Annotated in this window: 22 protein-coding genes; 12 read left to right on the top strand and 10 right to left on the bottom strand. The window is 60.7% G+C overall.

Translation table 11 applies throughout. From position 1 onward, the window contains the following. The coding region (locus ACIOTL_RS16835) for a choice-of-anchor G family protein (RefSeq protein WP_400343831.1) at positions 1-2,024 on the bottom strand (2,024 nt) is incomplete at its 3' end. Between the two features lie 493 nt (positions 2,025-2,517). On the opposite strand from ACIOTL_RS16835, the gene ACIOTL_RS16830 reads away from it, so the two are divergent. After that, positions 2,518-3,183, top strand: coding sequence for a response regulator transcription factor (locus ACIOTL_RS16830; RefSeq protein WP_332594911.1), 666 nt, complete (start codon positions 2,518-2,520; stop codon positions 3,181-3,183). 17 nt (positions 3,184-3,200) lie between these two features. Here the strand turns inward: ACIOTL_RS16830 and ACIOTL_RS16825 are convergent, their stop codons facing one another. The 3 genes from ACIOTL_RS16825 to ACIOTL_RS16815 form a co-directional block, all read right to left on the bottom strand. Beyond that, a complete protein-coding gene (locus tag ACIOTL_RS16825; RefSeq protein WP_332487961.1) occupies positions 3,201-3,914 on the bottom strand; it encodes an SH3 domain-containing protein in 714 nt (237 codons plus the stop codon). Between the two features lie 100 nt (positions 3,915-4,014). Next, positions 4,015-4,515 carry a ferritin gene (locus ACIOTL_RS16820; RefSeq protein ID WP_332487963.1) on the bottom strand — a complete coding sequence of 167 codons (501 nt, stop codon included), beginning with the start codon at positions 4,513-4,515 and terminating at the stop codon, positions 4,015-4,017. A gap of 145 nt (positions 4,516-4,660) precedes the next feature. Continuing rightward, positions 4,661-7,090, bottom strand: coding sequence for a Tex family protein (locus tag ACIOTL_RS16815; RefSeq protein WP_400343835.1), 2,430 nt, complete (start codon positions 7,088-7,090; stop codon positions 4,661-4,663). A gap of 129 nt (positions 7,091-7,219) precedes the next feature. Between ACIOTL_RS16815 and ACIOTL_RS16810 the strand changes: the two genes are divergently transcribed. Beyond that, a complete protein-coding gene (locus tag ACIOTL_RS16810) occupies positions 7,220-7,516 on the top strand; it encodes a hypothetical protein (RefSeq protein WP_400343826.1) in 297 nt (98 codons plus the stop codon). A 43-nt stretch (positions 7,517-7,559) separates the two neighbouring features. Further along, positions 7,560-7,970: an RNA-binding S4 domain-containing protein gene (locus ACIOTL_RS16805; RefSeq protein ID WP_133834871.1), complete on the top strand. Its 411-nt coding sequence runs from the start codon at positions 7,560-7,562 to the stop codon at positions 7,968-7,970. Here the strand turns inward: ACIOTL_RS16805 and ACIOTL_RS16800 are convergent. Next, positions 7,967-9,916: a prolyl oligopeptidase family serine peptidase gene (locus ACIOTL_RS16800; protein WP_332594913.1), complete on the bottom strand. Its 1,950-nt coding sequence runs from the start codon at positions 9,914-9,916 to the stop codon at positions 7,967-7,969. The genes ACIOTL_RS16805 and ACIOTL_RS16800 overlap by 4 nt on opposite strands. Before the next feature lie 75 nt (positions 9,917-9,991). Here ACIOTL_RS16800 and ACIOTL_RS16795 point away from each other — a divergent pair, with 75 nt between their 5' ends. Both ACIOTL_RS16795 and ACIOTL_RS16790 read left to right on the top strand, forming a co-directional pair. Beyond that, positions 9,992-10,531: a DUF1697 domain-containing protein gene (locus ACIOTL_RS16795; protein ID WP_332487973.1), complete on the top strand. Its 540-nt coding sequence runs from the start codon at positions 9,992-9,994 to the stop codon at positions 10,529-10,531. A 59-nt stretch (positions 10,532-10,590) separates the two neighbouring features. Beyond that, the gene (locus tag ACIOTL_RS16790; RefSeq protein WP_105658855.1) at positions 10,591-11,247 is read left to right on the top strand and encodes a trimeric intracellular cation channel family protein; all 657 of its coding nucleotides are present in this window, start codon (positions 10,591-10,593) and stop codon (positions 11,245-11,247) included. On the opposite strand, the gene ACIOTL_RS16785 is transcribed toward ACIOTL_RS16790, so the two are convergent. Both ACIOTL_RS16785 and ACIOTL_RS16780 read right to left on the bottom strand, forming a co-directional pair. Then, complete coding sequence (locus ACIOTL_RS16785; RefSeq protein ID WP_400343823.1) at positions 11,244-12,500, bottom strand: CynX/NimT family MFS transporter; 1,257 nt, start codon at positions 12,498-12,500, stop codon at positions 11,244-11,246. The genes ACIOTL_RS16790 and ACIOTL_RS16785 overlap by 4 nt on opposite strands. A gap of 17 nt (positions 12,501-12,517) precedes the next feature. After that, positions 12,518-13,072 carry a TetR/AcrR family transcriptional regulator gene (locus ACIOTL_RS16780; RefSeq protein ID WP_105658857.1) on the bottom strand — a complete coding sequence of 185 codons (555 nt, stop codon included), beginning with the start codon at positions 13,070-13,072 and terminating at the stop codon, positions 12,518-12,520. A gap of 134 nt (positions 13,073-13,206) precedes the next feature. Between ACIOTL_RS16780 and ACIOTL_RS16775 the strand changes: the two genes are divergently transcribed. From ACIOTL_RS16775 to ACIOTL_RS16765, 3 genes are all read left to right on the top strand, one after another. After that, positions 13,207-14,724 carry an MFS transporter gene (locus ACIOTL_RS16775; protein WP_332487976.1) on the top strand — a complete coding sequence of 506 codons (1,518 nt, stop codon included), beginning with the start codon at positions 13,207-13,209 and terminating at the stop codon, positions 14,722-14,724. 294 nt (positions 14,725-15,018) lie between these two features. Further along, positions 15,019-15,222, top strand: a complete 204-nt coding sequence (locus tag ACIOTL_RS16770; RefSeq protein ID WP_013349999.1) for a cold-shock protein — start codon at positions 15,019-15,021, stop codon at positions 15,220-15,222. A 126-nt stretch (positions 15,223-15,348) separates the two neighbouring features. Next, complete coding sequence (locus tag ACIOTL_RS16765) at positions 15,349-16,341, top strand: LLM class flavin-dependent oxidoreductase (RefSeq protein WP_400343820.1); 993 nt, start codon at positions 15,349-15,351, stop codon at positions 16,339-16,341. Here ACIOTL_RS16765 and ACIOTL_RS16760 read toward each other — a convergent pair. Together ACIOTL_RS16760 and ACIOTL_RS16755 are read right to left on the bottom strand one after the other, a co-directional pair. Further along, complete coding sequence (locus ACIOTL_RS16760; RefSeq protein WP_400343817.1) at positions 16,328-16,810, bottom strand: hypothetical protein; 483 nt, start codon at positions 16,808-16,810, stop codon at positions 16,328-16,330. The genes ACIOTL_RS16765 and ACIOTL_RS16760 overlap by 14 nt on opposite strands. 21 nt (positions 16,811-16,831) lie before the next feature. Continuing rightward, positions 16,832-18,076 carry an MFS transporter gene (locus ACIOTL_RS16755; protein WP_286134382.1) on the bottom strand — a complete coding sequence of 415 codons (1,245 nt, stop codon included), beginning with the start codon at positions 18,074-18,076 and terminating at the stop codon, positions 16,832-16,834. 237 nt (positions 18,077-18,313) lie between these two features. Here ACIOTL_RS16755 and ACIOTL_RS16750 point away from each other — a divergent pair, with 237 nt between their 5' ends. From ACIOTL_RS16750 to ACIOTL_RS16735, 4 genes are all read left to right on the top strand, one after another. Continuing rightward, complete coding sequence (locus tag ACIOTL_RS16750) at positions 18,314-18,790, top strand: Lrp/AsnC family transcriptional regulator (RefSeq protein ID WP_133834920.1); 477 nt, start codon at positions 18,314-18,316, stop codon at positions 18,788-18,790. A gap of 135 nt (positions 18,791-18,925) precedes the next feature. Then, entirely contained in the window at positions 18,926-19,189 is a 264-nt protein-coding gene (locus tag ACIOTL_RS16745; RefSeq protein WP_105658861.1) for a hypothetical protein, read from the top strand. Positions 19,190-19,235: 46 nt separating this feature from the next. Next, positions 19,236-20,141 (top strand): LysR family transcriptional regulator, encoded by a 906-nt coding sequence (locus tag ACIOTL_RS16740; protein WP_105658862.1) that lies wholly within the window; start codon positions 19,236-19,238, stop codon positions 20,139-20,141. A 59-nt stretch (positions 20,142-20,200) separates the two neighbouring features. Next, positions 20,201-21,265: an enoyl-CoA hydratase/isomerase family protein gene (locus tag ACIOTL_RS16735; RefSeq protein ID WP_400343813.1), complete on the top strand. Its 1,065-nt coding sequence runs from the start codon at positions 20,201-20,203 to the stop codon at positions 21,263-21,265. On the opposite strand, the gene ACIOTL_RS16730 is transcribed toward ACIOTL_RS16735, so the two are convergent. Next, on the bottom strand, positions 21,262-23,028 hold the full coding sequence (locus ACIOTL_RS16730; protein WP_400289589.1) for an FMN-binding glutamate synthase family protein: 1,767 nt from the start codon (positions 23,026-23,028) through the stop codon (positions 21,262-21,264). The two genes, ACIOTL_RS16735 and ACIOTL_RS16730, sit on opposite strands and share 4 nt — an antisense overlap. Positions 23,029-23,067 lie beyond the last annotated feature (39 nt).

Raw genomic sequence — 23,067 nt, 5'->3', positions numbered from 1 at the left:
ACATCCGTGTTCTCCGCAGTGTTCACATCCGTGTTCTCCGCAGTGTTCACATCCGTGTTCTCCGCAGTGTTCACATCCGTGTTCTCCGCAGTGTTCACATCCGTGTTCTCCGCAGTGTTATCCGCAGTATTCACGTCAGTGTTCTCAACAACCACGAAGTTCACGACATCGGTTGACGCGTTTTCGTCCGTTGCGGTAGCTGTGTGGTCACCGCCTGGGACGTTAGGGAACGTAACACTCCAAGTACCGTCCTCGAGAACAGTGGTCAGTTGATCAGGCTGCCCCGGAATGGCTACGGTTACATCAGCACCAGGTTCACCGGTACCGGTCACGACCACGTCACCAGCAGGAACTTCCTGGCCCTCAGCCGGCGTCAGGATATCGACCGCCGCGGCAACAGGAGCCTCGTCCAGTGCCTTAATGGTCGAAGAACCGAGGTCAACGCCGAGGTTTGCAGTACCAGGCAACACATCGAGCGCCAGTGCGCGAACAGTGAAGCTGTCTGCGCCCAGATCGCCCTCGGTTGGCTGTTCATTGATGGTAATACCTACTAGCTGAGACAGCACCGGAGCCAGTGCATCATCCAACAGTGGGCTAATTACCGAGCCAAGCGTGGTGGTAAGCGTCGGACCGACCTGAGCGATCACTTCGTCAGTTACCGGCTCCAGTGCGCCACCAATGCTGGTAACCAAACCGTTAAGACCGTCAAGGATTGGCTGTAGAGCAGCACCCAAGTTAAGTCCTGCTACGGTGAGGTTCGAAGCGTCCACAACAGGCTGTGTGTGACCTTCCTGGCCTAGGAACCCACCGAGAGTGCCATTAATGGTCACCGGTGCATTCACCAGTGGCGGTACCAGTGGAAGGCCCGAATCAACGGCTACTTGAATGTCAACATTGAGCTCTAGGCTGTAGAGTCCCTCAGTTACCAAAGCAACCGTCTTGCTGACGAGCGAGTTTGGTCCGGCACCAATCAATGCATCAGAAACGCCATCCACGATTGAAGTGACGACATCGCCGGACAACACTGAGGTGTTGGCAGGCAACGAGTTCAGATCCGTAGCACCAGTCGAATCCATAATCAGCTGAGCAAGATCAACATGAATGGTTCCATCGGTCAGGTTGACCGATACGCTGCCGTCGGAATTTTCCAGCGGGGTAGCCAAGAGCTCAGTGCGAACGCTCGTGAGCAGAGGCTCGGTGTCAAGCGAAAGGTCGTTCAGAGTACCGTTAACCAGGGGAATTGCATCGAGGGTATCAACCAGTCCGGAAACCAAAGTCTCGACCGCGCCGCCAGTTGCAAGCAAACCAGAAACAGGTTCGATCAACGTCTCAAGAGCAGTATTAACTTCCGTAGCCAGTCCGCCTACGAGAGGGCTGCTGATATCGGCTTGAAGATCGGCAACTGCGTATTCGGAAGTGACGACGCCAGCGTCTTCGGAAGCCGACGAGCCAAGTGCACCGATAGTGATCGATGCTTCATCCAACACCGTATTCACGAGTTCTTGCGTCAGAACCTGCGACAGCAGATCAGTCAAGTTGATCTTGGACGGGTCAGTACCGTTACCTGGATCGGCGTCAACGTTCAGTGCGCCATTCTCACCGAGGATGCCGGCCGAAGCGGTGGAAGTAGTTTCGGACTCCGAAATTGCGTAACTGGACAACGCCCCGAGGTTACCCAAGTGAAGTAATCCGGCTTCAGCTTCGGATCCCTTAATAAGGGGGAGGCTCAACGAACCCAAGTTGAGGTTGAGCGCATCGAGCACCGCAACATCAAGGTCGTTGCCGTTTGAGCCGACATTATCTGGGAATTCGGAGTCCGCCTTGGCGCTTCCGACTACATCGAGGCCCAAGCCTTCAACGAAGATGCCATGACCGTGCGCGGCAGAGACTGCGTCCGTCTCCACCGTGTCTGCAATTGCTGGAGGAGCGCAGAGCAGTGAGCCGAACACAACTGCTGCAGTCGTGCCCAGGGCGACAGTGCCCGCCCCCTTCTTTCGACTTAGTGCGGGGGTTTTTTGATTCATCACAGTAATCTGTCCCGTTACCTTCCGATGATTGTGACCTTCTCAAGTGCTTCAGCTAACGGCCACCGGATACTAAGACTGGTGACCACCGTTATCCGGTGCCGAGCGCGAAGAACGCACGGGTGCACGATCTCCATGTTTGACTCTACGGTTGATGAACCTCGGCTCACAGGTTTCTTTCAGCCATTTCTTTGCATACTCAGGTCAAATTTCTTGGCCATACGGTCAGAATCGATGGCCAGCAGGTAATACTGGGCAGTAATTTAACTTCCTGCCATTGGAGAAAATAATGCACTTACAACCACTGACCTGAAAATTTACCCAAACAGTGATGTAACAATATGACAACAACCTCGCAATGCTATCTGTCAAGCCAAGCGATTTGACTAGTTGGCCATAGACTGTGAATCACCTGCTAGCTTTCCCCACCGCAGAACGGGTTAGGAAGGATTGGCCAGGACAACACCAGTTCGTAGTGATGGAGGATTCTTGTATGTCGCACATCCGCATTCATCTGGCTGATAGTGACCATTTCTCACGGGCCGGGATTGCTGGAGTCTTAGCCGAGGCCAGCGACATGGTGATCGAGCATGTTTCGGATTGCATGTCCGAGGCCGTTCAAGCTGCAACCGAGTTGGAGCCGGACCTCGTCATCCTGGAATCGTCGCTGAATGGGACGGATCTGTATTGCTCGATTCGGGACATCTCCGAGAGTGCACCGAATACCAAGATCGTGGTGTTGGCTGCCCGATACCAGCGGGACGATATCTCCAAGGCCTACGATGCTGGCAGCTCGGGACTGATCTCGAAAAGCTCCATCAGCTCGGAACTGCCCAGCGCATTGCGCATGCTCGCTGCAGGCTACCAACTTTTTGCCCAGCCGTCGGACGGTTGGGAATCGACCGCGAAAATCGTGCGCCGCTCAGGCCAGCAATCCGTCGTGCGCAAGCTCAGCGAACGCGATCGCAGCCTGGTGCGCCTGGTAGCGACCGGGCTCACCAATTCGCAGATCGCCCGTATCGCGCATATTTCCGAGGGCTCGGTGAAGCTCCACTTGGCGCGCATCATGGAGGAACTGGGCGTCACCAATCGTGTGCAGCTGGCAGTAGTGGCTACAGAATCCGGATTGGTTTCGTCTGCGGATCTGCAGATCGCCTGAAACAGAATCGAATCTGGTCAGTACACCGTACGAAGCTGGCTGGCAGGGATCCACATTTCTTCGCCGTCACGGTCAATCTGCCGCCACGCGCCCTGGCGCGCGACGATGACCACGGCCGTGTCGGCCGGAAGAATCCGCACTAGCGAGTAATGGTCGCCAGGACCGCGTCTCGCGTTCAGTCCGATGGTGGTCAGTGCCCGCTGGTTGGGGACGGCGATCAGCCCGCCCTTGGCTGGACGGGAGGGGATCTCCTGCAAGTACATGCTGGGTACCCAGCCCAGCAATTTGCCGCACTGCACCTGGGACCACAGTCCCTGCTGGAGCATCGAGCGGACCTTGGCCCCCTGGTCAATGACCTTGAGCACCGGATACCCGGTGCCGCTGCCCTTGCGCAGATTCAGCGTTGCCGTCGTGGCATGGGTGGCTTCGATCAACGAATAGCGTGAAAGAACTGGCTCGGCCAGCTCATCATCGTCTTCGGCAACTGCCGGCTCGTCAAAGACCGCAGGAATCGCTTCGAGATAGATATTCGGCAGCCAACCGTAGATACGATGCACAAGAACATGCGCCCACGAGCCGTTGACCTCAATCAATACCAGCTCTGTGCCTTGCTCCAAATGGCTCTGCACTACGTAGTGGCGGCCGGCGCCCTTGCGCAGCTTGAGCGAGGCAGTCGTCCGGTGGGTATTGGCAATGGACGAGGTCCGAGCCGACTGATGTGGATAGCCCACCTGGTTCACAACCACCTCAAATGAAAAAACTTAGGGAAGCAACCACCGGTTGCTTCCCTAAGTTTATTCCATTTTTAGAAGATGCGTGCTTCGCCGCCTCTTAGGATGCGGAAGAACGCGAGCCGAGCTCTGCATCCAGTCGCAGCAGGCCGCTTCCATCGCTGCCGATCATCCGGACGCGGTCCAGGATTTCACCAACGGTGGCTTCCTCTTCAACCTGCTCATCGATGAACCAGTGCAGCAGCGGCAGGGAGTCGATGTCGCCCTCGGTCTGCGCCAAACGGTAAAGCTCGCGAATCGCTCCGGAGACCTTCTGCTCGTGGGCCAAGGAAGCTGCGAAGGCATCTGCAACGCTGTTCACGTTCACAGTCGGGGCAGGCTGCTCGCCAATCTTCGGGTGGGCCGAGCGGTCGGTCATGTGGGTCATGAACTTTTCCGCATGCACGATTTCCTCGCCGGCCTGGGCGCGGAACCAGCCAGCAATGCCGGGAAGGCTCAATACGTCCATTTCAACTGCCAGCTGACGGTAAACCGTTGCTGCGGTTAGTTCGAGAGTTACCTGGGTGCTGAAGGCTTCTGCCAGTTTTCCTGTAAGTTCCATGTCATCAGACTAAACCTGTTTTGCCATCTTGTCACCGAAGTTCGGACTCACTTAGTCAAACCTGAATTAGGGAATCATCCCAAGTTGGGATCGAGTTAATGTAGCCGATACTAACCTAACTTAGGCATGCCGATACGATGGTAACCTACTTGCCCAGTCCTGCTCTGCGCAGCGCCTCGGCCATCGCGGTGTTGCCCGGTGCAGCCGGTTTGCCCTGCGCGGGCTGGGCCTTGCGGTTCTGCCCAGTGCGGTTCTGGCCCGAGCGCGCCGAACGGCCAGCTCCCGGTCCCTTGCGTTCGCCTGGTCCGGAGTTCCTGGCCTCCGCGCCAGCAGCAGGCAGTTCGTCATCCAGTCGCAGAGTCAGCGAAATGCGCTTGCGCACGGTATCCACTTCCAGCACCTTGACCTTGACAATCTGGCCGGAACTGACCACTTCGCGAGGGTCCGAAATGAACTTGCTGCTCATGGCCGAGACGTGGATCAGGCCGTCCTGGTGGACGCCCAGGTCCACGAACGCACCGAAGGCGGCAACGTTGGAGACGGTGCCTTCCATGATCATCCCCGGCTTGACGTCCTTGATGGTCTCAACGCCTTCCTTGAGCGTGGCCGTCACGAATTCGCCACGGGGGTCGCGGGCAGGACGGCGCAACTCGGCAATCACGTCACGAATGGTTGGCTCGCCAAACTGGTCCGTGGCGAAGTCCTGCGGGTTCAGCTCTTCAAGCCGGCGGCCCTGCGCCTCCGCGCTGCTCTGCAGGGTCTTGGCCAGAACATAAGCTTCGGGGTGCACCGAGGAAGCATCGAGTTTCTCCTTGCCGCCGGTAATGCGCAAGAAGCCCGCGCACTGTTCAAAGGCCTTGGCTCCCAGACGCGGTACCTTCAGCAGATCCTTGCGGGTGGCGAAAGGGCCGTTGGCGTTACGGTGATCCACGATGTTGCGGCTCAACAGCGGCCCCACGCCGGCTACCCGGGCCAGCAAGGCAGGGGATGCGGTATTCACATCGACGCCTACGGCATTCACGCAGTCCTCGACCACCGCATCCAGCGCGCGGTCCAGCTTCGAGGCAGTGACATCGTGCTGGTATTGGCCCACGCCGATGGACTTCGGATCGATCTTCACCAGCTCGGCCAGCGGGTCCTGCAAGCGGCGGGCGATCGATACCGCGCCGCGCAGCGACACATCCATATCCGGCAATTCCTGGCTTGCCAGCTCGGAGGCCGAGTAGACCGAAGCGCCGGCTTCCGAGACGATGACCTTGCTGACGCCCTCGCCGCCAAGCACCTTGATGACCTCGGCAGCTAGTCGGTCTGTTTCGCGCCCCGCTGTGCCATTGCCTACCGCAATCAGCGTGGTGCCGTGCTTCTGGGCTAGCTTGGCCAGTACCGCGATCGATTCATTCCATTTATTGGCTGGCGCATGGGGATAGATCGTTGCCGTTTCCACCGATTGGCCGGTCAGGTCCACCACTGCAACCTTCACACCGGTGCGCAGGCCCGGGTCCAAGCCCAGCACGGCCTTGTTCCCGGCCGGCGCCGCCAGCAGCACATCGCGCAGGTTCGCCGCGAAAATCTTCACCGATTCGTCTTCAGCGGCCTCGAACAAGCGCGAGCGCAGGTCTGATTCAAAGCGGGTCAGCAGGCGGGCTTTCCACGCCAAACGCACAGTCTGCGCAATCCATTTGGCAGCCGGCGCACCGGTGGGAACGTTCAGCCCCAGGGAGGAGGCGATAGCGTTCTCGTAGGCGCTGCGTGCTTCGTCCAAGGCACGCTCGTCGCGTGGATCAGCTTCAGCGAGCTGCAGATTCAGCACGCCTTCGCGTTCACCGCGCAGCAGGGCCAGGACCCGGTGCGATGGCAAGCGATCAAGTGGTGCCACATAGTCCAGGTAATCGGAGTACTTTCCCTGGCCCTCTGCGGTGGCGCCCGAGGCGACGCTGGCACCGATCTTGCCGGTGTTCCACAGGCGTTCGCGCAGTTCACCGGCGAGAACGACATCCTGGGATACGCGCTCGGTCACGATGGAACGCGCGCCGGAAAGCGCATCTGCGTCGGTGGCAAATCCTGCATCCGGGTTCAGGTAGTCGGCAGCTGCCTGCACCGGATCCGTCATTGGGTCCGCGAGCAGCAGATCGGCCAAGGGTTCCAGGCCAGCCTCGCGGGCAATCTGGGCCTTGGTGCGGCGCTTGGATTTGAATGGCAAGTACAGGTCTTCGAGTTCCGCCTTGGTGCTAGCGGCGCGAATCGCTTCGGCAAGCTGGTCGGTCAGCTTGCCGGCTTCGGCGATGGCTTCCAGTACAGCTGCGCGGCGGTCTTCCAATTCACGCAGGTAGCGCAACCGTTCTTCGAGCAGGCGCAGCTGGCTGTCGCTGAGCATGCCGGTAACCTCTTTGCGGTAACGGGCAATAAAGGGGACGGTGGATCCGGAGTCCAGGAGCTCGATCGCTGCCTTGACCTGCCAGGGGGCTACCGCGGATTCCTCGGAGAGTTCCCGGGCCAGTTGGGCAATGATTTGCTGCCCCGTTGCGCTGTCATTTGCGGTGTTCTTCTGCTCGCTAGTCACCGATCCATTGTGCATCATGCCATCCGATCTTCAGATGATCGACTCGGTTGGCATTCAGCAGAAACTCAATCTCCATGGCTATGATTTATTGTTATGGGGATTGAGAAAGTTCGAAAGGCAACAGCGCTCGTTGCGATTTCGTGTATGGCTCTATTGAGCTCCGGATGCGCATTTGTTGAAGACACCGCGGCCGACGCGGCTAACCAGCTGACCGATGCAGCGTCCAAGGAAATCGTGCGCCAGGCCTGCGCACCGGTACAGGACGGCACCCTTGACGCTAGCGAACTTCGTGTCCTCTCGTCCATTGTGAAGTCGGTCCAGGGCGGTGGCCTGCCGCAAGACTTGGTCGATGTGCTCCAGGAGCTCGCCAATTCAGGAGACCAAGCACCCGAAGCGCTGCAGCAGCGCCTGATCGGGATTTGCGACGAGGCTACGGTTTAGCAGCTTCAGCGGCACTAGCCATCTGCTGATCTAGAATTTTCCCATGGTCGAAATTCCAAGAAGCGGCAAAGTACGTCTCGATGCGTGGCTGTGGTCAGTACGCATCTACAAGACCCGTTCGTCCGCGACCACTGCTTGCCGTGCCGGACATGTTCGCTTGAACGGCGATCCGGTGAAGGCTTCGCAAACCGTTGTCTCCGGTGATCGCATCCGTGTGCGCAAAGACGGTTTCGACCGCGAGCTGGAAGTCAGCGGGCTGATCTCCAAGCGCGTCGGCGCGCCAGTTGCCGCAAAATGCTACATCGACCACACCCCGCCGCGCGAACGCCTGGTCATTCCCCAGGTACCGATCCGCGAACGCGGCGCCGGCCGGCCCACCAAGAAGGACCGCCGCGAAATGGATCGCTTGCGGGATTCCTGGCAGGCCCCGGATCCAGGTCCTGATCTGTCCTAGGACAGCACGATCGCCGGAACGTCCGACTGGAATTCGAAGATCTGCGCGTAGAAGGCCAATGAGCTTTCCAACGCCTTGATGATGTTCTCCGACTTCCTGAACCCGTGCTGTTCTCCTTCGAAGAGAATGTAGGCATGGGCAATGCCGCGTTCGGCCAGCGCGTCCGCCACGATCTGGGACTGCGCCGGCGGCACCACCTTGTCTTCATCCCCCTGCAACAGCAATACGGGGCAGGAAATCTTCGCCACGTGATTGATTGGCGCGCGCTTCTCGTACAGATCGGCAGCTTCCGGGTACGGTCCGACCAACGTGAACATGTACTGCGATTCGAAGTCGTGGGTGTCCTGCACCAGGCCCACCAGATCCGAAACACCGTAGCGGCTGATGCCCGCGGTGAAGGCATTGGAGAAGGTCAGCGCGCACAGCACGGTCCACCCGCCGGCGCTGCCGCCTTCGATGCCGATGCGTGCGGGGTCGGCAATGCCCTGCGCTACCAGCGCGTTGACCACCGCGACGGTATCGGCAACATCGACTACGCCCCAGGCCCCGCGCAGGCGGTTGCGGTACTCGCGGCCATAGCCGGTGGAGCCGCCGTAGTTCACGTCGACTACCCCGATCCCGCGCGAGGTGTAATAGGCAACCGTGGCACTGAGCGTCGGGGAAGCCTGGCTGGTCGGGCCTCCGTGCACGAAGGTGACGAAGGGCGGCAGTTCGCCCTCCATCCCTGCGTAGCCTTCCTGGGAAGGCCGGTAGAGCAACGCGTGGACGGACTGGCCGGCGAGGTTCTTGCACTCGAACTCTTCAACCTCCGGAAGCACCGCTGGATCCGGCAGCTGCGCAATCGCACGGGTCACCGGGTGGTGTTCCAAGGTGTCGAGGTTGATCAAGGTAATTTCTTCGCCCTGGGTCATCGAGGACGTGCCGGCGAGCAGCCACCCGTCACGCAGCGCGAACGGGCGGATGCCGGTGAATGGCAGCGCGAGGTCTTCCAATCCCCCGGTGTCCGCGTGCAAGCGTGCCAGCTTGGTGGTGCCGGTGCCGTAGGAGCACAGCAGGGTGCGGGCGCTTTCTGCCAGGTACCATCGCGTGCCCACCTGCCAGAGGGGGCCGGCGAATTCTGCGGCACGGTCAACCAGCCGGGTGATGCGTGCCGAGCTGTCCTGGTAGAGGTAGGGGTTCCACCAGCCACTGGCATCGGAGATGAAAGCCAACTGGTCATCATCGAGCCATTCCGGCTGCATGACCGAGACTTCTGCTCCACCGGCAATGACGGTGTCCTCCAGTACGCCTTCTTCGGTGAAGTCAGCCAGGTGCAGCTCGGTGGAGTCCCACGGCATATTCGGATGTTCCCAGCTGATCCAGGACAGCCGGGTTCCCGCGGGGTTCTGCCGTGGCGCTGCAACGAATCGCGCTGGGGCGCTGAGGATGCGGATCTTGCCCGGGTCCTCGGCTGCGCTGCCGTCCAGGGGAATTTGCACGATGTGGCGTACTGGTTCTGCCCGCAGGTCTTCCATGATGGCCAGGATGCTGCCTTCTGGACCAGGGGTGAATTCGGCGAAGCGCAGCTGCGGGTCTGCGTCGATTCCGCTGGCGGGGGTCAGGGCCGCGGCATCGTGCGCCCCTACGGTTTGCCGGTAAACCCGCTGGTCAGCGAAGTTCGCAAAAACAATTGCCGAGGTGCCGCCCTCGATGAGCATCCAGCTGGAGCCACCGTATTCGTGGACCCGGGAGCGCACGTTGAATGGTGCCTGGATGAGCTCTGCACCGGCAGTGCCGTCGGTGCCGTACTCCATCAGCGTGATGCGCCCGCCTTCGGCAGGACGGCCTTCCTGGACAATGAGCTTGTCCGAGAAGAAGCAGGCTCCGCCCAGCGGCTTGGTTCCGGCAGCGACGTCATGCGCGGAAATCGATGATGGCCATGATCCAAAGGGTAAGTGCGTAGGCATATTCTTGATCCTAGCGATCTTTATGACTCATAACGACCCTCGACAAGCATCAATCCGATGCGCTTGGATTGATCCATGACTAGATACGCCGTATTCCTGCGCGGGGTGAATGTCGGTGGGGTCAAGGTCCTGATGAAGGACCTGGCCCAGCTGCTTCTCGCTGCTGGTTTCACCGACGTGAAAACCCTTTTGGCCAGCGGCAATGCGGTGCTCAGCGCATCCAGTTCTGATCCGTTGGAAGTCCAGGAGCACTGCAATGCGGTTCTGGCCGGGCACTACCAGCGGCCGATTCCCACGCTTGTCTGCACCGTCGCGGAAATCCAGCAGCTGTCCCAGCCCTTCCCGCTGCCCTTGCCTGATCCGGCCAGCGAACACCATCGCTACTTCACGCTCTGCGAATCGGCTGAGGATGCCCAAGCGGTGGGCGCCGCTATCCAGGGACTCGCTGAGCCAGGAGCCTACCTGGTCCAGGGCCGTGCCGTAGCGTGGATTGTCCGCAAGGGCGAAAGCACCGCGAATCCCATCGGGAAGCTCATGGCCGCACAGGCAAAGCAACGCATTGTGACGACCCGTAACCACAACACCTTGGTCAAGCTCGCCAAGATTCTTGGCTGAGATCGCCGGTGAGCAATAATTGAGCCTTGACCCACTGATTGACCTGCAAAAGGCCCGGAATGTACATCCTGATCGAGCTCATTGGCATTTTCTTCTTCGCCGTCGCGGGTTCATTGATGGCCGCGCGCCGTGGCTTCGATCTGCTCGGTTCGGCCTTCCTCGGCGGGGTCTGCGGTCTGGGCGGCGGAGTGGTGCGGGATTTGATTCTCAATCAGTCCCCGGCGACTTTCGCGCATCCGGTCTACTTTGTGCCTCCGGTGCTCGCGGCGCTGTGCGTCTACGCGTTTACCCCCGCGGTGCAGAAGCTGCACCGCCTGGTCCAGCTATTCGACGCGGCAGGCCTGGGCCTGTTCTGCGTCACCGGTACGCTCAAGGCCCTGGAACACGACTTCAATCCGGTCACCGCGGTCCTGCTTGGTGTCATCACCAGCGTAGGCGGCGGCTTGATGCGCGATGTCATTTCCAACGTCACCCCTGATTTGTTCAACCCGCGCGATATCTACGCGTTGGCCGCCATGGTGGGTGCCGCGCTCACCGCCGTGGCCTGGCATCTGGGGCTGATGAACGTTCCGGTGGGCGCCGGCATTGCCGCCTTGGCTTTTGCCATCCGCGTGGCTTCCATCCGCTTCGGCTGGTCGGTCCCGTTGGCCGCGGGCCATTGGCATCGCTCCCGCCCCACGCCACCGTCCAGCGAGGGTCCGCAGCGCCACTTCTAGTCGATGCGCTCGAGCTTGCCCAGGTCCTCGGTGCCTGGAGAATCATCTTCGATGGTGCGCGGCGGGTTGATGATGATCGCGCCGACCAGCATCACGATGACGCAGCCGCCGAGCATCGAGAAGGCCGCACACCATGAATCGGTGGCTTTCTGCACCACGCCGAAGAGCATGGGAACCACCGCGGCACCGGCATAGCCAAGGCCCTGGGCGAAGCCCGAAAGCACGCCTGAACCGTAGGTTGTGCGCGAGCGCAGGTTCATCATCAGCAGCGCAATCGCGAAGGTGCCCTGCCCGAGGCCGGCCAGGCAGATCCACAACGCAGTGTTCTGCGTTGGCGACAGGTAGATGCCAAGGTGCCCGGCAATCCAGCACGAGGTGAAGACCAGGACTGCAATGATCGGGTGCTTCAGCCGAGGCACCCAGAGCGGAACCAGCAGGCTGACCGGCAGGCCGAGGATCGCGAAGAGCGCCAGCATGTTGCCAGCTGCCATTTCGTCGAGGCCGCGGTTCTGCAGGTAGGGCGGAAGCCAGGTGAAGTAGACGTAGGTCTGCGCCGAGTTGCCGGCCAGGAAAATTGCCAGGCCCCAAGCCACTTTGGACTTCCAGGGGTTGATCTTGGCGATAGGTTGCGGATGCCCGCTGGCGTGGACGGGATTATCCGGGCGCTGTGTCCCGCGGTCGGCAAGCAGCTGCACCAGCCATGGCACCAGCACGATGCCCGACAGGGCGGCCCAGGAACCAATGGAGATCTTCCAGTCGCTGAGATTGGCCAGTGGAACAGAGAACTGAGGGGCCATCCAGGTGCCGATGGCCAGCATCGTGACATAGCCGCTGGTGACCATGCCGATACGGTCAGGGAAGTACTTCTTGACCAACGGCGGCAGCACCACATTGCCCATGCCGTAGCCAGCCAAGGTGATGATGGACAGGGCGAGGAAGGAATAGACCTCGGGCATGAAGATCCGCGCTACCTGGCCGATGACAGCTAGGCCCAGCGAGATCATCAGGGTTTTTTCCAGGCCGAAAGCCTTGATCAGCCGCGGAGTGAGCAGTCCGAAGACTGCGAAAGCAATGGGCGCGAGCATTGCCAGCAGGCCGGTGGTGAACTCGGTGAACGCGATATCCGCTTCAATGCGGGAGAGCAATGGGGATACTGACACCACTGCGGCGCGCAGGGACAGTGCCAGCAGCAGGATGCCAAGCAACGCTCCAACTCGTCCTCTGATTGGAGAAGCAACGCTCTTGTTCTTCATTGATTTCTACCTGCTCGCTATTCGTTGAGGTTTCCCAACTTTTTTATTCTCGAGACCAACTCTAGTAAGCGATTGAGCTCGCCATCAAAATTGCGCTCGTACCAAGTCCCTGGCAGTGCCAGGTTCGCGTAGAGCCCCTCGCCGGCAAGCATCACCAAATGCGCGATGTCCTTGCTGCCGACTTCATCCAGGATGCACCGGTACCAGCGCTCATTGGTGCTCTCGATTTTTTCCGTCGCGGCTTTGACCCCGGCCTGGGCCAGGCGTTGCAGGGCCACCAGGTGCCGATCCAATTCGGTATCGACTTCCGCGCTGGTGCGCACGTAATAAACGGACGCCCCTTCCGCTGAGGTGCGCATCCCCTCGACATCACGGGCAACATGTTCCTCCGCGGCCTCGATGACCGCGTCCGCCAGCGCATCCTTGGAGGCGAAGTGGTAGAGCAGCCCGCCCTTGGAGACTCCGGCGCGTGCGGCCGTGGCATCCAGCGTGGCTGCCCGCTCCCCCTCTTCGCACAAGAGCGCGATATAGGCGTCAAGCACTTTGCCGCGGGCAGCAGGTGGGCGAGCCATAGTTCTCCGTTCCAAGGTGTAGTTCGTGATCGATCTGACTTTACCAACAATTGTAACTATACCGTCTAGACGGTACAGTTAACAATTGCGGGCAAATCCCCGCGCATTCCACTACCTATCCAAGGGCGAACGTCATGACCTCGAATATCTCCGAACGCGTTACAGTGCTCAGCAAGCCGCGCCGTTGGGCGGCACTGGTGGTCCTGCTGTTCCCTGTCCTGCTCATTTCCGTCGACAACACCGTGCTTTCCTTCGCGGTCCCGGCAATCACCGGAGCCCTGTCCCCCTCGGGGAACCAGCTGCTGTGGATTATCGACATCTACCCGCTGATCCTGGCCGGGCTGCTGGTCCCCATGGGTTCACTGGGTGACCGCATCGGCCGGCGCAAGCTGCTGCTGATCGGCGCGACCGGCTTCGCGCTGGTTTCCGCCCTCGCCGCTTTCGCCACGGATGCCACCCAGCTGGTGGCCGCCCGTGCCCTGCTTGGCGTCTTCGGCGCAATGCTCATGCCGGCCACGTTGTCCTTGATCCGCAATATCTTCCCGGATGATACCGAACGCCGGACCGCCATTGCGGTGTGGGCGGCGGCCTTCTCCGGCGGTGCTGTGCTTGGCCCCATTGTCGGCGGCGTGCTGCTCGAGCACTTCTGGTGGGGCTCGGTCTTCCTGATGGCCGTGCCAATGCTCCTGCCCCTGCTGATCGGCGGCATGATCCTTGTTCCCGAATCCAAGGACCCGAACCCGGGCCGCGTGGATCCGTTCTCGATCCTGCTGGTGGTCTTCACCCTCCTGCCTTTTGTCTACGCCATCAAGACTGCGGTAACTGCCCCGTGGTACTTCTCGGCCGCGGCCATCGTCCTGGCCATTGTCTGCGGTGCGGCTTTCGTACGCCGGCAGCTCAAGGCCGAACAGCCGATGCTCGATGTCCGCTTGTTCAGCAACGCACTGTTCTCTGGCGCGTTGATGGTCAACCTGATCGGCATCTTCTCGCTGGTGGGCTTCATCTACTTCGTCTCCCAGCATCTGCAGCTCATTGCAGGGTTCTCCCCGCTGGTGGCGGGACTGTGGATGACCCCGGGCCTGGTGCTGACCATGGGCTTCGGATTGCTCTCGGTGGCGCTCTCGCGCCGTTTCGGCACGCCGAACATCATGGCCATCGGCCTGATCCTCTCCGCGGTCGCCTACCTGCTGGTGATCCTGGCCGGGGAGGGATCCAATTCCTTCCTGCTCATGACCGCGTTTGCTGTCCTCGGTACGGGAATCGGCATGACCGAGACCTTGTCCAATGACATGGTGCTCTCCGCAGTACCCGCTTCCAAGGCCGGCGCGGCATCGGCGATCTCGGAAACCGCCTACGAAGTGGGCTCGGTACTGGGCATTGCAGTGCTCGGTACCATCCTGAATACGGTCTACACCTCGCGGTTGCTCGCGCCCAGCTCGCTGACCGATGCCCAGCTGCAAACTGCCGGCGAGACCTTGGGCGGAGCGCACCAGGTCGCCGCCGATTTGAGCGCCGCCGATGCGCAAGCTCTGCTGGGCTCCGCAGCCATGGCCTTCGACCACGGAGTCCTGCTGACATCCGGCATAGCCGCGGCGTTGTCCCTGATCGCTGCCGTGGTCGTATTCCGCGTCATCAAACCGGCATTTCGGTGAACTCGGCTCACCGCTTAACCAAATTTCTGATTAATTGGTTCAAAGTTATTCATTTGTCGTCACCAAACACGTAGGCTAGGCAATGTAGTTCCAAAGTAATTCGCGAAGTACCCGTTAGAAGTTTGTGAATGTCGTACCACCTCGGTTGACGCGAGCCCCCTTCTAGACGTGAAGTGAATGACTTGGCTGCTTCGCATTATCCGTTCTCCATCCTGGAATTCGGAGGATGCGCAGATTACAACCAAGCTCGCCAACTAAACCGGCGAGAAACGTCTGAAAGGACCAAATAAGAAAATGGCAACCGGAATCGTCAAGTGGTTCAACGCTGAAAAGGGCTTCGGCTTCATCGCTCCAGACAGCGGCGATCCAGACGTCTTTGCACACTTCTCTGCAATCCAGACCCAGGGTTTCCGCACCCTGGACGAGGGCCAGAAGGTGGAGTTCGAAGTTGTTGAGGGTCCAAAGGGTCTGCAGGCTGCAGACATTCGCGCTCTCTAAAGAAGGTCTTTGGCGCTAACGCCAGACTTAGCCAAGGAACGGCTATCCGCACTGCGGATAGCCGTTCCTTGCGTTTGAGGCCGAAATTACTGGAATACTTCCCGTACGCCACCGGTTGTACCCAGTGTGAAGCTATCTATTCTGGATCTTGCTCCGGTTGAACCCGGAACAACTATTTCCGACTCTTTCAAGTCCTCCGTCCGCTTGGCGCAAACTGCAGAACGCCATGGGTATGAACGCGTCTGGTACGCGGAACACCACAATATGCCCACCATTGCTTCCAGCGCGACCTCGTTGCTGATCAGCCACATAGCCCACCACACCGAGAAGATTCGCCTCGGCTCGGGCGGCATCATGCTTCCGAACCACTCCCCTCTGGTGATCGCCGAGCAGTTCGGCACGTTGGCCGAAATCTACGGCGACCGCATCGATTTGGGCTTGGGCCGTGCACCGGGTACCGACATGACCACCCTGCGTGCCTTGCGCCGCGACCCGTCGGCCGCCGATTCCTTCCCGCACGATGTGCTGGAGCTGCAGGCCTATCTCGCCGGCGAATCCAAGGTTCCTACCGTTCAGGCGACCCCGGGAGCAGGAACCAACGTTCCGCTGTACATACTGGGCTCATCGCTCTTCGGTGCCAAGCTCGCCGCCCAGCTGGGACTGCCGTATTCCTTCGCCTCGCATTTCGCACCGGCTGCGCTGCATGAAGCGATCCGCATCTACCGCGAGGAGTTCACCCCCTCAGAGCAACTGGCTGAGCCGTATGTCATTGCCGGCGTAGGCGTGCTGGCTGCGGAAACGGCTGAACGAGCGCATGAACTGCTGGACGTTGCCAAGCGCCATCGCGTGTCAAGCTTCATCGGCCGTTCCGCGAAGAAGGAATTCACCGAAGCTGAGATCGATATGCTCATGGATACTCCGCAGGCGCAGCAGATCCTGGACATGATGCGCTACACCGCGGTGGGCACCGGAGAACAGGTTGCCGAATACCTGCGCCACTTCGCTTCGGCAGCGCAGGCAGATGAACTGATCACCATCCATTACCCCACCGAGGAGCACGCTCGACTCGACTCGGTGATGATTACCGCCGAGGCCTGCCAGCTGGCTAGCGCCCGGTAATTCTGATCCAGCGCTTGGCTGCCATCAGCAGCAGCGCAACCAAAGCGAGGGTCAAGCAGAATTCCACGCCAATATAGGCGTAATGCCATAGCGATCCGCCATCGGAGACTCCTGCAAGCACCGCATCGGTACGCGCAGACAGACCCGGGCGGATCGCTGCGGTTTTAATCAGCAGCAATAGGCCGACCAGCCCTACGCCCCAGCCCCAGGCCTTGCCGGCAGCGCGCTTGGCCGACCCGGCCACCAGGGCAATGAAGAAGATGATCTCGACCATGTTCATGGCGAAGAAGACGCGGCGTCCAATGCCCAGACCCAGGGGAATGGTGATTCCGGGTGCGGTGAATTTCAGTGGTGCCTCGATGAATGAAATGCCGATGATGAGGCCGAGCCACAGTGCAGAAATGTAGATGCGTGCAGCCACGGCCCACTGTGCGCCGCGGCTAGCAGGCCCTGGAAGGGGACTAGTCATGCCTCCACAGTACGCCCGGTTCTAGCGTGCTTTGCGCAGTCCTGCCAGCGCCCAGACGGCTAGCACTGCCGCCACCACGGCGCAGCCGATGGAGAAGACCAGGATGCTCTGCTGCTGCCCGAAGACCCCGACGGCCCAGCCCAGCGCGATGACTGGAACAGCACTGCCCAGGTAGGTCACCAGGTATATGGTGGACACGGTTTGGGCGTGCTGCTTGTCGTTGACCGCGTCCACCGCTTGAGCGAAGGCAGTGCGGAAGGCCATGCCCTGGCCCAGGCCCACGAATACCAATGCCGCGATGGCCCATGGCAGCTGGCGATGCTCGGCAGCCACGGCCAGCACTACGGTGGAGGCCGCCATCAATCCCAGACCGATAGGCAGCAAGGCCTTGCCGCCGCGCACGACCAGCTGCGACAGGGCGGATATGCCCAAGGGCAGGCCGGCAATCAGGCCAATGACCAGCACCGAATCCAGGCCAAAGGCTTGGGCGAAGTACCCAGGTGCCAAGGACAGCACGAAGCCGAAGATGGCGAAGCTCAAGAAGCCGACGAGGGCAGCGAGCCAGAACGGTGCCCGGGCCGAGCTGGGGACGCCCAAGCGGCGTGGGGCCAGTGCCTTGCTTCGCTGGCCGCGCTCAGCCAGCGCAATGGCCGGACGGGCCTGCAGTGTGCTCAACGGGACCAGGACCAGCAGCAGCAAGAACGCCTGCACCATGAACACGGTAGTGCGCCCGCCGGGCAGATGAGCCAGCAGCCCGCCCAAGACCGGTCCGAAGGCGACACCGCCCGATGAGGCCAAGAGGGTGAATCGCGAAGCCCACTCAGGCCGCGCAGGAAGAAGTTCACGCAGGGCCGCGGCGCTAGCACCGGTAGCCAGCGCGACACCGGCGCCCTGCAAGCCACGGCCAAGGCACAGTTCCAGAAGGTTGCCGGCCGATCCGAAGACCAGGGTTCCAGCGAAGGAAACAACGACCGCGATCACCAGCGCCGCACGGCGTCCGATATGATCCGACCAATGCCCCACAGTGGAAAGGAAGAGCATCAGCGAACAGACGTAGCTGGCAAAGGCCACGGTGGTTCCCATGGCGCCAAGGTGCAATTCGGATTGGAGTGCCGGATACAGCGGGGTGGCCAGGTTGGCTCCGACCAGCAGCAGGAAGCTGACGGACACGGTGATCACCAGTCGAGCGGTCAGACCGGGGTTCCAGGAGAGTACGCGATGATTCATTGGCTGCATGCGCAGCTCGCTGATAACCGACAAATTCACTCCCGGGATCAAAGTAGTCCAGACCAGCTGGGCACGAAGAATGCCCAGAAAGAGTTTTTACCGGTGGGGCCACTCGCTGCCCCACCGGTTAGTTGAGCGTTCTGCTTGCGTTTGTCTACTACAACAGAGCGTTCACTCACTAATATCCGCCTGCTGAAAGCAACCAGAGAGATTTCTTGCTAGTATTTGAGCAGATTGTTCAAAATTTTGTCCCCGCAGATAACCCGGAGTGAGCATATAGTGCGATTAGACGATGTAGACCTGAAAGTGCTGCTCGCACTGATCAAGGATCCCCGCATCCAAATCTCTGAACTCGCAGATGAGGTCGGTGTTGCGCGCAACACAGCGCAGTCGCGATTGCGCCGTTTGCAGCGTGCCGAAATCCTTCGCGACGGCGGCCGCGACATCGATCTGAGCAAGCTCGGCTACGACGTCCTGGCCTTCGTGACGTTGGAAGTGAACCACCGCGATCTGGATACCGTGGTCACCGCGCTGCGCCAGATCCCCAGCGTGCTGGAAATCCACGAGACCTCCGGACGTGGAGATCTCTGGGTGCGGCTCATCGCCACCGACACCCACCAGCTGCAATCAGCACTGCGCCAGATCCTGCGCGTCAAGGGCGTCACCCGTTCGGAAACAACCTTCGCGCTCCATACGCACCTGGCCTACCGTGCCGCTCCCCTGCTGGAGCACTATGCCGAACATGACCACTGAGAAGTCATTCACTGTCAGCAGCAGAAAACAAGTCTTTCGTTTCCCGAAGCAGCGTCCTAGTCTGGTGATACGAGAAGTCACGAGGTAAATCCCCGGCTTCCGGCGGATCCCTCGTATTCGACGAAGGAGTACGCAATGACGAAGGATTTCGACACCACAGAATTTGCGCCGGAGTTCGGCAACGACATCTACGAACCGGATGACGGACGCGATTCCCAGGCTTATGAGGGCTCAAGCGACATGCCGGAAACCATGCGCAACCTCGACCCGCTGGCACAGCGCAATTACCTCTACGACGATGACCTGGAAACCGAAGACCAGCTCGACAACGAATTCGCCGCAGACGATGACGACGACGAGGAAAGCACAGAGCTTGTTGACCTTGAGGACGAACTCTAGGCCGTGGGCTAAGCAAATCTTTGGCTAAAGGCCATAGACTTTAGAAGTGATTAATCCAGTTCATCTGCGCACATTGCTCGAAGTGGTGGCGCATCGTTCCTTTGCCACGGCCGCAACTCGCTTGGGCTACACGGCCAGCGCTGTCTCCCAGCAGATGACAGCGTTGGAGCGAAGCACCGGTACCACGCTGTTCCTGCGCGGCGCACGCTCCATCACCCCGACGCCAGGTGCCCTGCGCATGGTGCGCCATGCCAAACGGGTGCTCACCGACCTCGACGCCCTCATGGCAGACGTCGCCACCATCTCCACCGAAGCTACCGACCTTGAGGAAATCAAGCTTGGCATCTTCCCCTCGCTGGCGACCTACGCGCTGCCGCAAATCCTCAAGGCACCGGATTGGTCCTCCTTGGGCATCAACCTGCGCCTGTGGATCGGCGAACCCCAGCAAACTGTCGCAGGCCTTGGCACCGGCGGCGACCTCGACCTCGCACTGATCTTCCAGGTGGGACCCGGCGGACTGTCGTGGCCAGCGTCCCTGGAGCGCACTTGGTTGGGCGATGACCAGTTCCGGGTAGTGATCCCGGCGTCCTGGCCCATCGCTGAAGACGCCCAGCTGACCGTGGACCAGTTGGCCGAATGGCCATGGATCTTCCACCACCCGGGCACCTCGGATGCCACCTTGATTTCGCGCTTGTTCTCGTCCTACAACATCCACCCGCAGGTGGCTGCCTACTGCGATGACTTCAATGCCTCGCTGAGCCTGGTTTCCTCGGGACTGGGCGCCGCCCTGGTTCCCGATCTGGCCATGGCCAACGCTCCGGAAGGCATCCGCATAGTGGATGCCCCCGAGATTCGCCTGGCCCGCTCCATCTTCGCGTTGAAACCGGAGAATTCCAAGAAGCCGAAGGCCGCGCTGGTATTGGACCGGCTCGCCCAGGTACTCTCCCGCTGATTCGTTGCGCCGCGGCGCCACTGGTGCCTGCGTCTGTCCCAAGAAAGAGGAATGTCCCGGTGAAGAACCAGACCCCTGCATCTTCCAGCGATGGCGTAGTCATCTCGGCCGTGCATGGACCAATCGGCCACATCGAGCTGAACCGTGCCAGCAAGCTCAATGCGTTGACCCTGGAAATGCTCACCGAGCTGGGCCGGGTGCTGCGTGCGTGGGCCGTGGACCCGTCGATTTCGCTGGTGCTGCTCACCGGCCGCGGCGAACGCGCCTTCTGTGCCGGCGGAGATATCGCCGATTTCCATGCAGCAGTCACCACCGGACGCCATCAGGACTTCGTCGATCTGCTAGCGAGAGAATTCGAACTGGATTACCTGATCTCCACCTATCCCAAGCCCCTGATCACCTTGGCCCATGGCATCACCATGGGTGGGGGCATCGGCTTGGCCTCGCACGCACCGGTGCGCCTGGTGACCGCGAACGCCACCATGGGAATGCCCGAAGCGAAGATCGGCTACACCCCGGATGTGGGAGGCAGCCACCTGCTGGCCAGCGCGCCGGGCCACTTCGGCGAGTTCTTTGCGATGAGTGCACAGTCCTTCACCGGTGCCGATGCCGTACTTCTCGGTTTTGCCGATGCCGTTGTCACCGAGGACTTCGCCCAGAACATCCTCGATGAGCTCGATGAGTTCGCGGGGCTGAATGCCGGAGAGATCGCGGCTGCTATCGAGGTCATGCACGGTGCGCCCGAGTCCTTCGCCTTGGAACTGGACCGCGGCTGGATCGATCATGCTTTCAGTGCCGCCACCCCGCAGGAAGTCTTGGCACGCTTGAAGCAGATGGTCCATCCTTCGGCGCAGCGTGCCGCGCAGATGCTGGCAGCGAATTCCCCGACCAGCGTGGCCAGCGCGTTCTACAACGTGCGGGCTGCACGTGAGGAGCAGGACCTGCGTTCGGCCTTGGACCGCGAACTGCGCCTGGCTCGCTACCTGATGCACCGTGCCGATCTTGCCGAGGGCATCCGTGCCCAGGTCATCGACAAAGACCGCAACCCCACGTGGATTCCGTCTTCGCTGGAGGAAGTGGACCACGAGGCGTTGCGGTCTCTGGCTGCTGATTCTGAAGGCTAGCTGTCAGCTCCCGGCTTGCCTTCTGGCCGGGTGACATCTGCATGCACCGGGCGCACCTTGGCTGAATCCCTGGGCTCAATGCGCGGTGCGTTCACTGCGTCTGCTGGTTCTCGAACCACCGACGGGGTGATATCCACGCTCTTGGGTGCCGCGTAGTCCAGCGGTGCGTGCTCGCCGAAGTGGTCCGCGTCTGCTTCATTCCAGTCTTCCTTCCAGGAACCTGGAATATCCTCGAGCAGCTCGCCGGGACGCAACCACTGGAACAGCGAGGCGTAGGAGCGAGTGGACTGCAGGTTCACCCGGCGGCGCAGCATCCGGGTGTTCAGCTGCTCCGGGCTGGTCAGTCCCATCGATGCCATGATCTGCGCGCATTCGGTGACGGTCAAGCGATGGTAGTTGTAGACGCGGTGGCCCTTGTCCTCCACATCCAGGGCACGCATCAGGCGCTTGTTCTGCGTGGCTACGCCTACGGGGCAGTGGTTGGTGTGGCACTGCTGGGCCTGGATGCAGCCGGTGGCCATCATCATGGAACGCGCCGAGAAGGTGAAATCCGCTCCCTGGATCAGCCGCTTGATGATGTCGGAGCCGTTGGCGACCTTGCCTGCCGCGGCGAGGCGGATTTCGTCGCGCAGTCCGGCACCCACCAAGGTGTTGTGCACCAGCATCAAGCCTTCGGTCAGCGGGGCGCCAACATGGTCCTCGTATTCCAGCGGCGCAGCTCCGGTGCCGCCTTCAGCGCCATCAATGGTGATGAAGTCCACCAGGATGCCGGTTTCCAGCATGCCCTTGCACAGGGCCATGACGTCGGTGCGGGAACCAACGCAGAACTTGATGCCCACTGGCTTGCCACCGGAGAGGTCGCGAAGCTTCGCTACGAAGTGCATCAATTCGCGCGGGGTGGAGAATTCTGCGTGGCTGGCCGGTGAAATGCAGTCCACGCCCATCGGGACATCGCGGGCCTCGGAGATTTCCGCGGTGACCTTGGCCGCCGGCAGCACGCCGCCGAGCCCGGGCTTGGCGCCCTGGGAGAGCTTGATGGTGATGCCCTTGACTTTTTCATGGTTCGCCTTGGCAGCGAAGGTTTCGGGGTTGAAGCGGCCCTGCTCGGTACGGCAGCCGAAGTAGCCTGAACCGATTTCCCAGAACAAGTCGGCCCCGTATTCCAGGTGGTACTTGGTCAGCCCGCCCTCACCGGTTTCATGGACGAATTCTCCCATCGCGGCGCCCTTGTTCATCGCCAGCACGGCGTTGGCAGAAAGCGAGCCGAAGCTCATCGAGGAGATATTCATCAGCGAAATCTCATAGGGCTGCGAGCACTGGCTGGACCCCACCCGTACGCGGTGCTGCGATGCCACCGGGGCCACCGGAGCTGCCGAATGCAGCAGGTATTCGTGGCCGACTTCATTGACATTCAGCTCCGTGCCGAAAGCCTTATGGCTATCGGCGCCCTTGGCCCGCGCGTAGATCAGCGAGCGGGTGTCGCGGTTGAAGGGACGGCCGTCGGTATTGCGCTCAATGAAATACTGCTGGATCTCGGGGCGGATGAATTCGAAGAGGTAGCGGGCGTGCCCGACAATCGGGAAATTGCGCAGGATCGCATGCTTCTTTTGCAGCAGGTCCCTGATGCCCAGAAGCACCAGCAAACCGGTGAGCACGACGAGGATCCACCACACCCATTCCCCGGAGGTGCCGGCAAGGATTGCGGTCACCACGAAGCCAGTGAATAGGACAGCCAGGAACAGGAGAACCACTATTCGCATCATGATGCGAGCCTAGTACCTCCCCGCTGCCTTGTCAGTTCC

The organism is Glutamicibacter sp. NPDC087673, assembly GCF_044743255.1.
Classification (GTDB): domain Bacteria; phylum Actinomycetota; class Actinomycetes; order Actinomycetales; family Micrococcaceae; genus Glutamicibacter.
The sequence above is the reverse complement of the archived record's forward strand: the minus strand, read 5'-3'. Positions and strand labels throughout refer to the sequence as shown.

Excerpts from the sequence above, each read along its gene's own strand:
- ACIOTL_RS16830 (WP_332594911.1), top strand. The coding sequence starts at position 2,518 with ATGTCGCACATCCGCATTCATCTGGCTGATAGTGACCATTTCTCACGG.
- ACIOTL_RS16820 (WP_332487963.1), bottom strand. The coding sequence starts at position 4,515 with ATGGAACTTACAGGAAAACTGGCAGAAGCCTTCAGCACCCAGGTAACT.
- ACIOTL_RS16815 (WP_400343835.1), bottom strand. The coding sequence starts at position 7,090 with ATGCACAATGGATCGGTGACTAGCGAGCAGAAGAACACCGCAAATGAC.
- ACIOTL_RS16810 (WP_400343826.1), top strand. The coding sequence starts at position 7,220 with ATGGCTCTATTGAGCTCCGGATGCGCATTTGTTGAAGACACCGCGGCC.
- ACIOTL_RS16805 (WP_133834871.1), top strand. The coding sequence starts at position 7,560 with ATGGTCGAAATTCCAAGAAGCGGCAAAGTACGTCTCGATGCGTGGCTG.
- ACIOTL_RS16800 (WP_332594913.1), bottom strand. The coding sequence starts at position 9,916 with ATGCCTACGCACTTACCCTTTGGATCATGGCCATCATCGATTTCCGCG.
- ACIOTL_RS16795 (WP_332487973.1), top strand. The coding sequence starts at position 9,992 with ATGACTAGATACGCCGTATTCCTGCGCGGGGTGAATGTCGGTGGGGTC.
- ACIOTL_RS16790 (WP_105658855.1), top strand. The coding sequence starts at position 10,591 with ATGTACATCCTGATCGAGCTCATTGGCATTTTCTTCTTCGCCGTCGCG.
- ACIOTL_RS16785 (WP_400343823.1), bottom strand. The coding sequence starts at position 12,500 with ATGAAGAACAAGAGCGTTGCTTCTCCAATCAGAGGACGAGTTGGAGCG.
- ACIOTL_RS16780 (WP_105658857.1), bottom strand. The coding sequence starts at position 13,072 with ATGGCTCGCCCACCTGCTGCCCGCGGCAAAGTGCTTGACGCCTATATC.
- ACIOTL_RS16775 (WP_332487976.1), top strand. The coding sequence starts at position 13,207 with ATGACCTCGAATATCTCCGAACGCGTTACAGTGCTCAGCAAGCCGCGC.
- ACIOTL_RS16770 (WP_013349999.1), top strand. The coding sequence starts at position 15,019 with ATGGCAACCGGAATCGTCAAGTGGTTCAACGCTGAAAAGGGCTTCGGC.
- ACIOTL_RS16760 (WP_400343817.1), bottom strand. The coding sequence starts at position 16,810 with ATGACTAGTCCCCTTCCAGGGCCTGCTAGCCGCGGCGCACAGTGGGCC.
- ACIOTL_RS16745 (WP_105658861.1), top strand. The coding sequence starts at position 18,926 with ATGACGAAGGATTTCGACACCACAGAATTTGCGCCGGAGTTCGGCAAC.
- ACIOTL_RS16730 (WP_400289589.1), bottom strand. The coding sequence starts at position 23,028 with ATGATGCGAATAGTGGTTCTCCTGTTCCTGGCTGTCCTATTCACTGGC.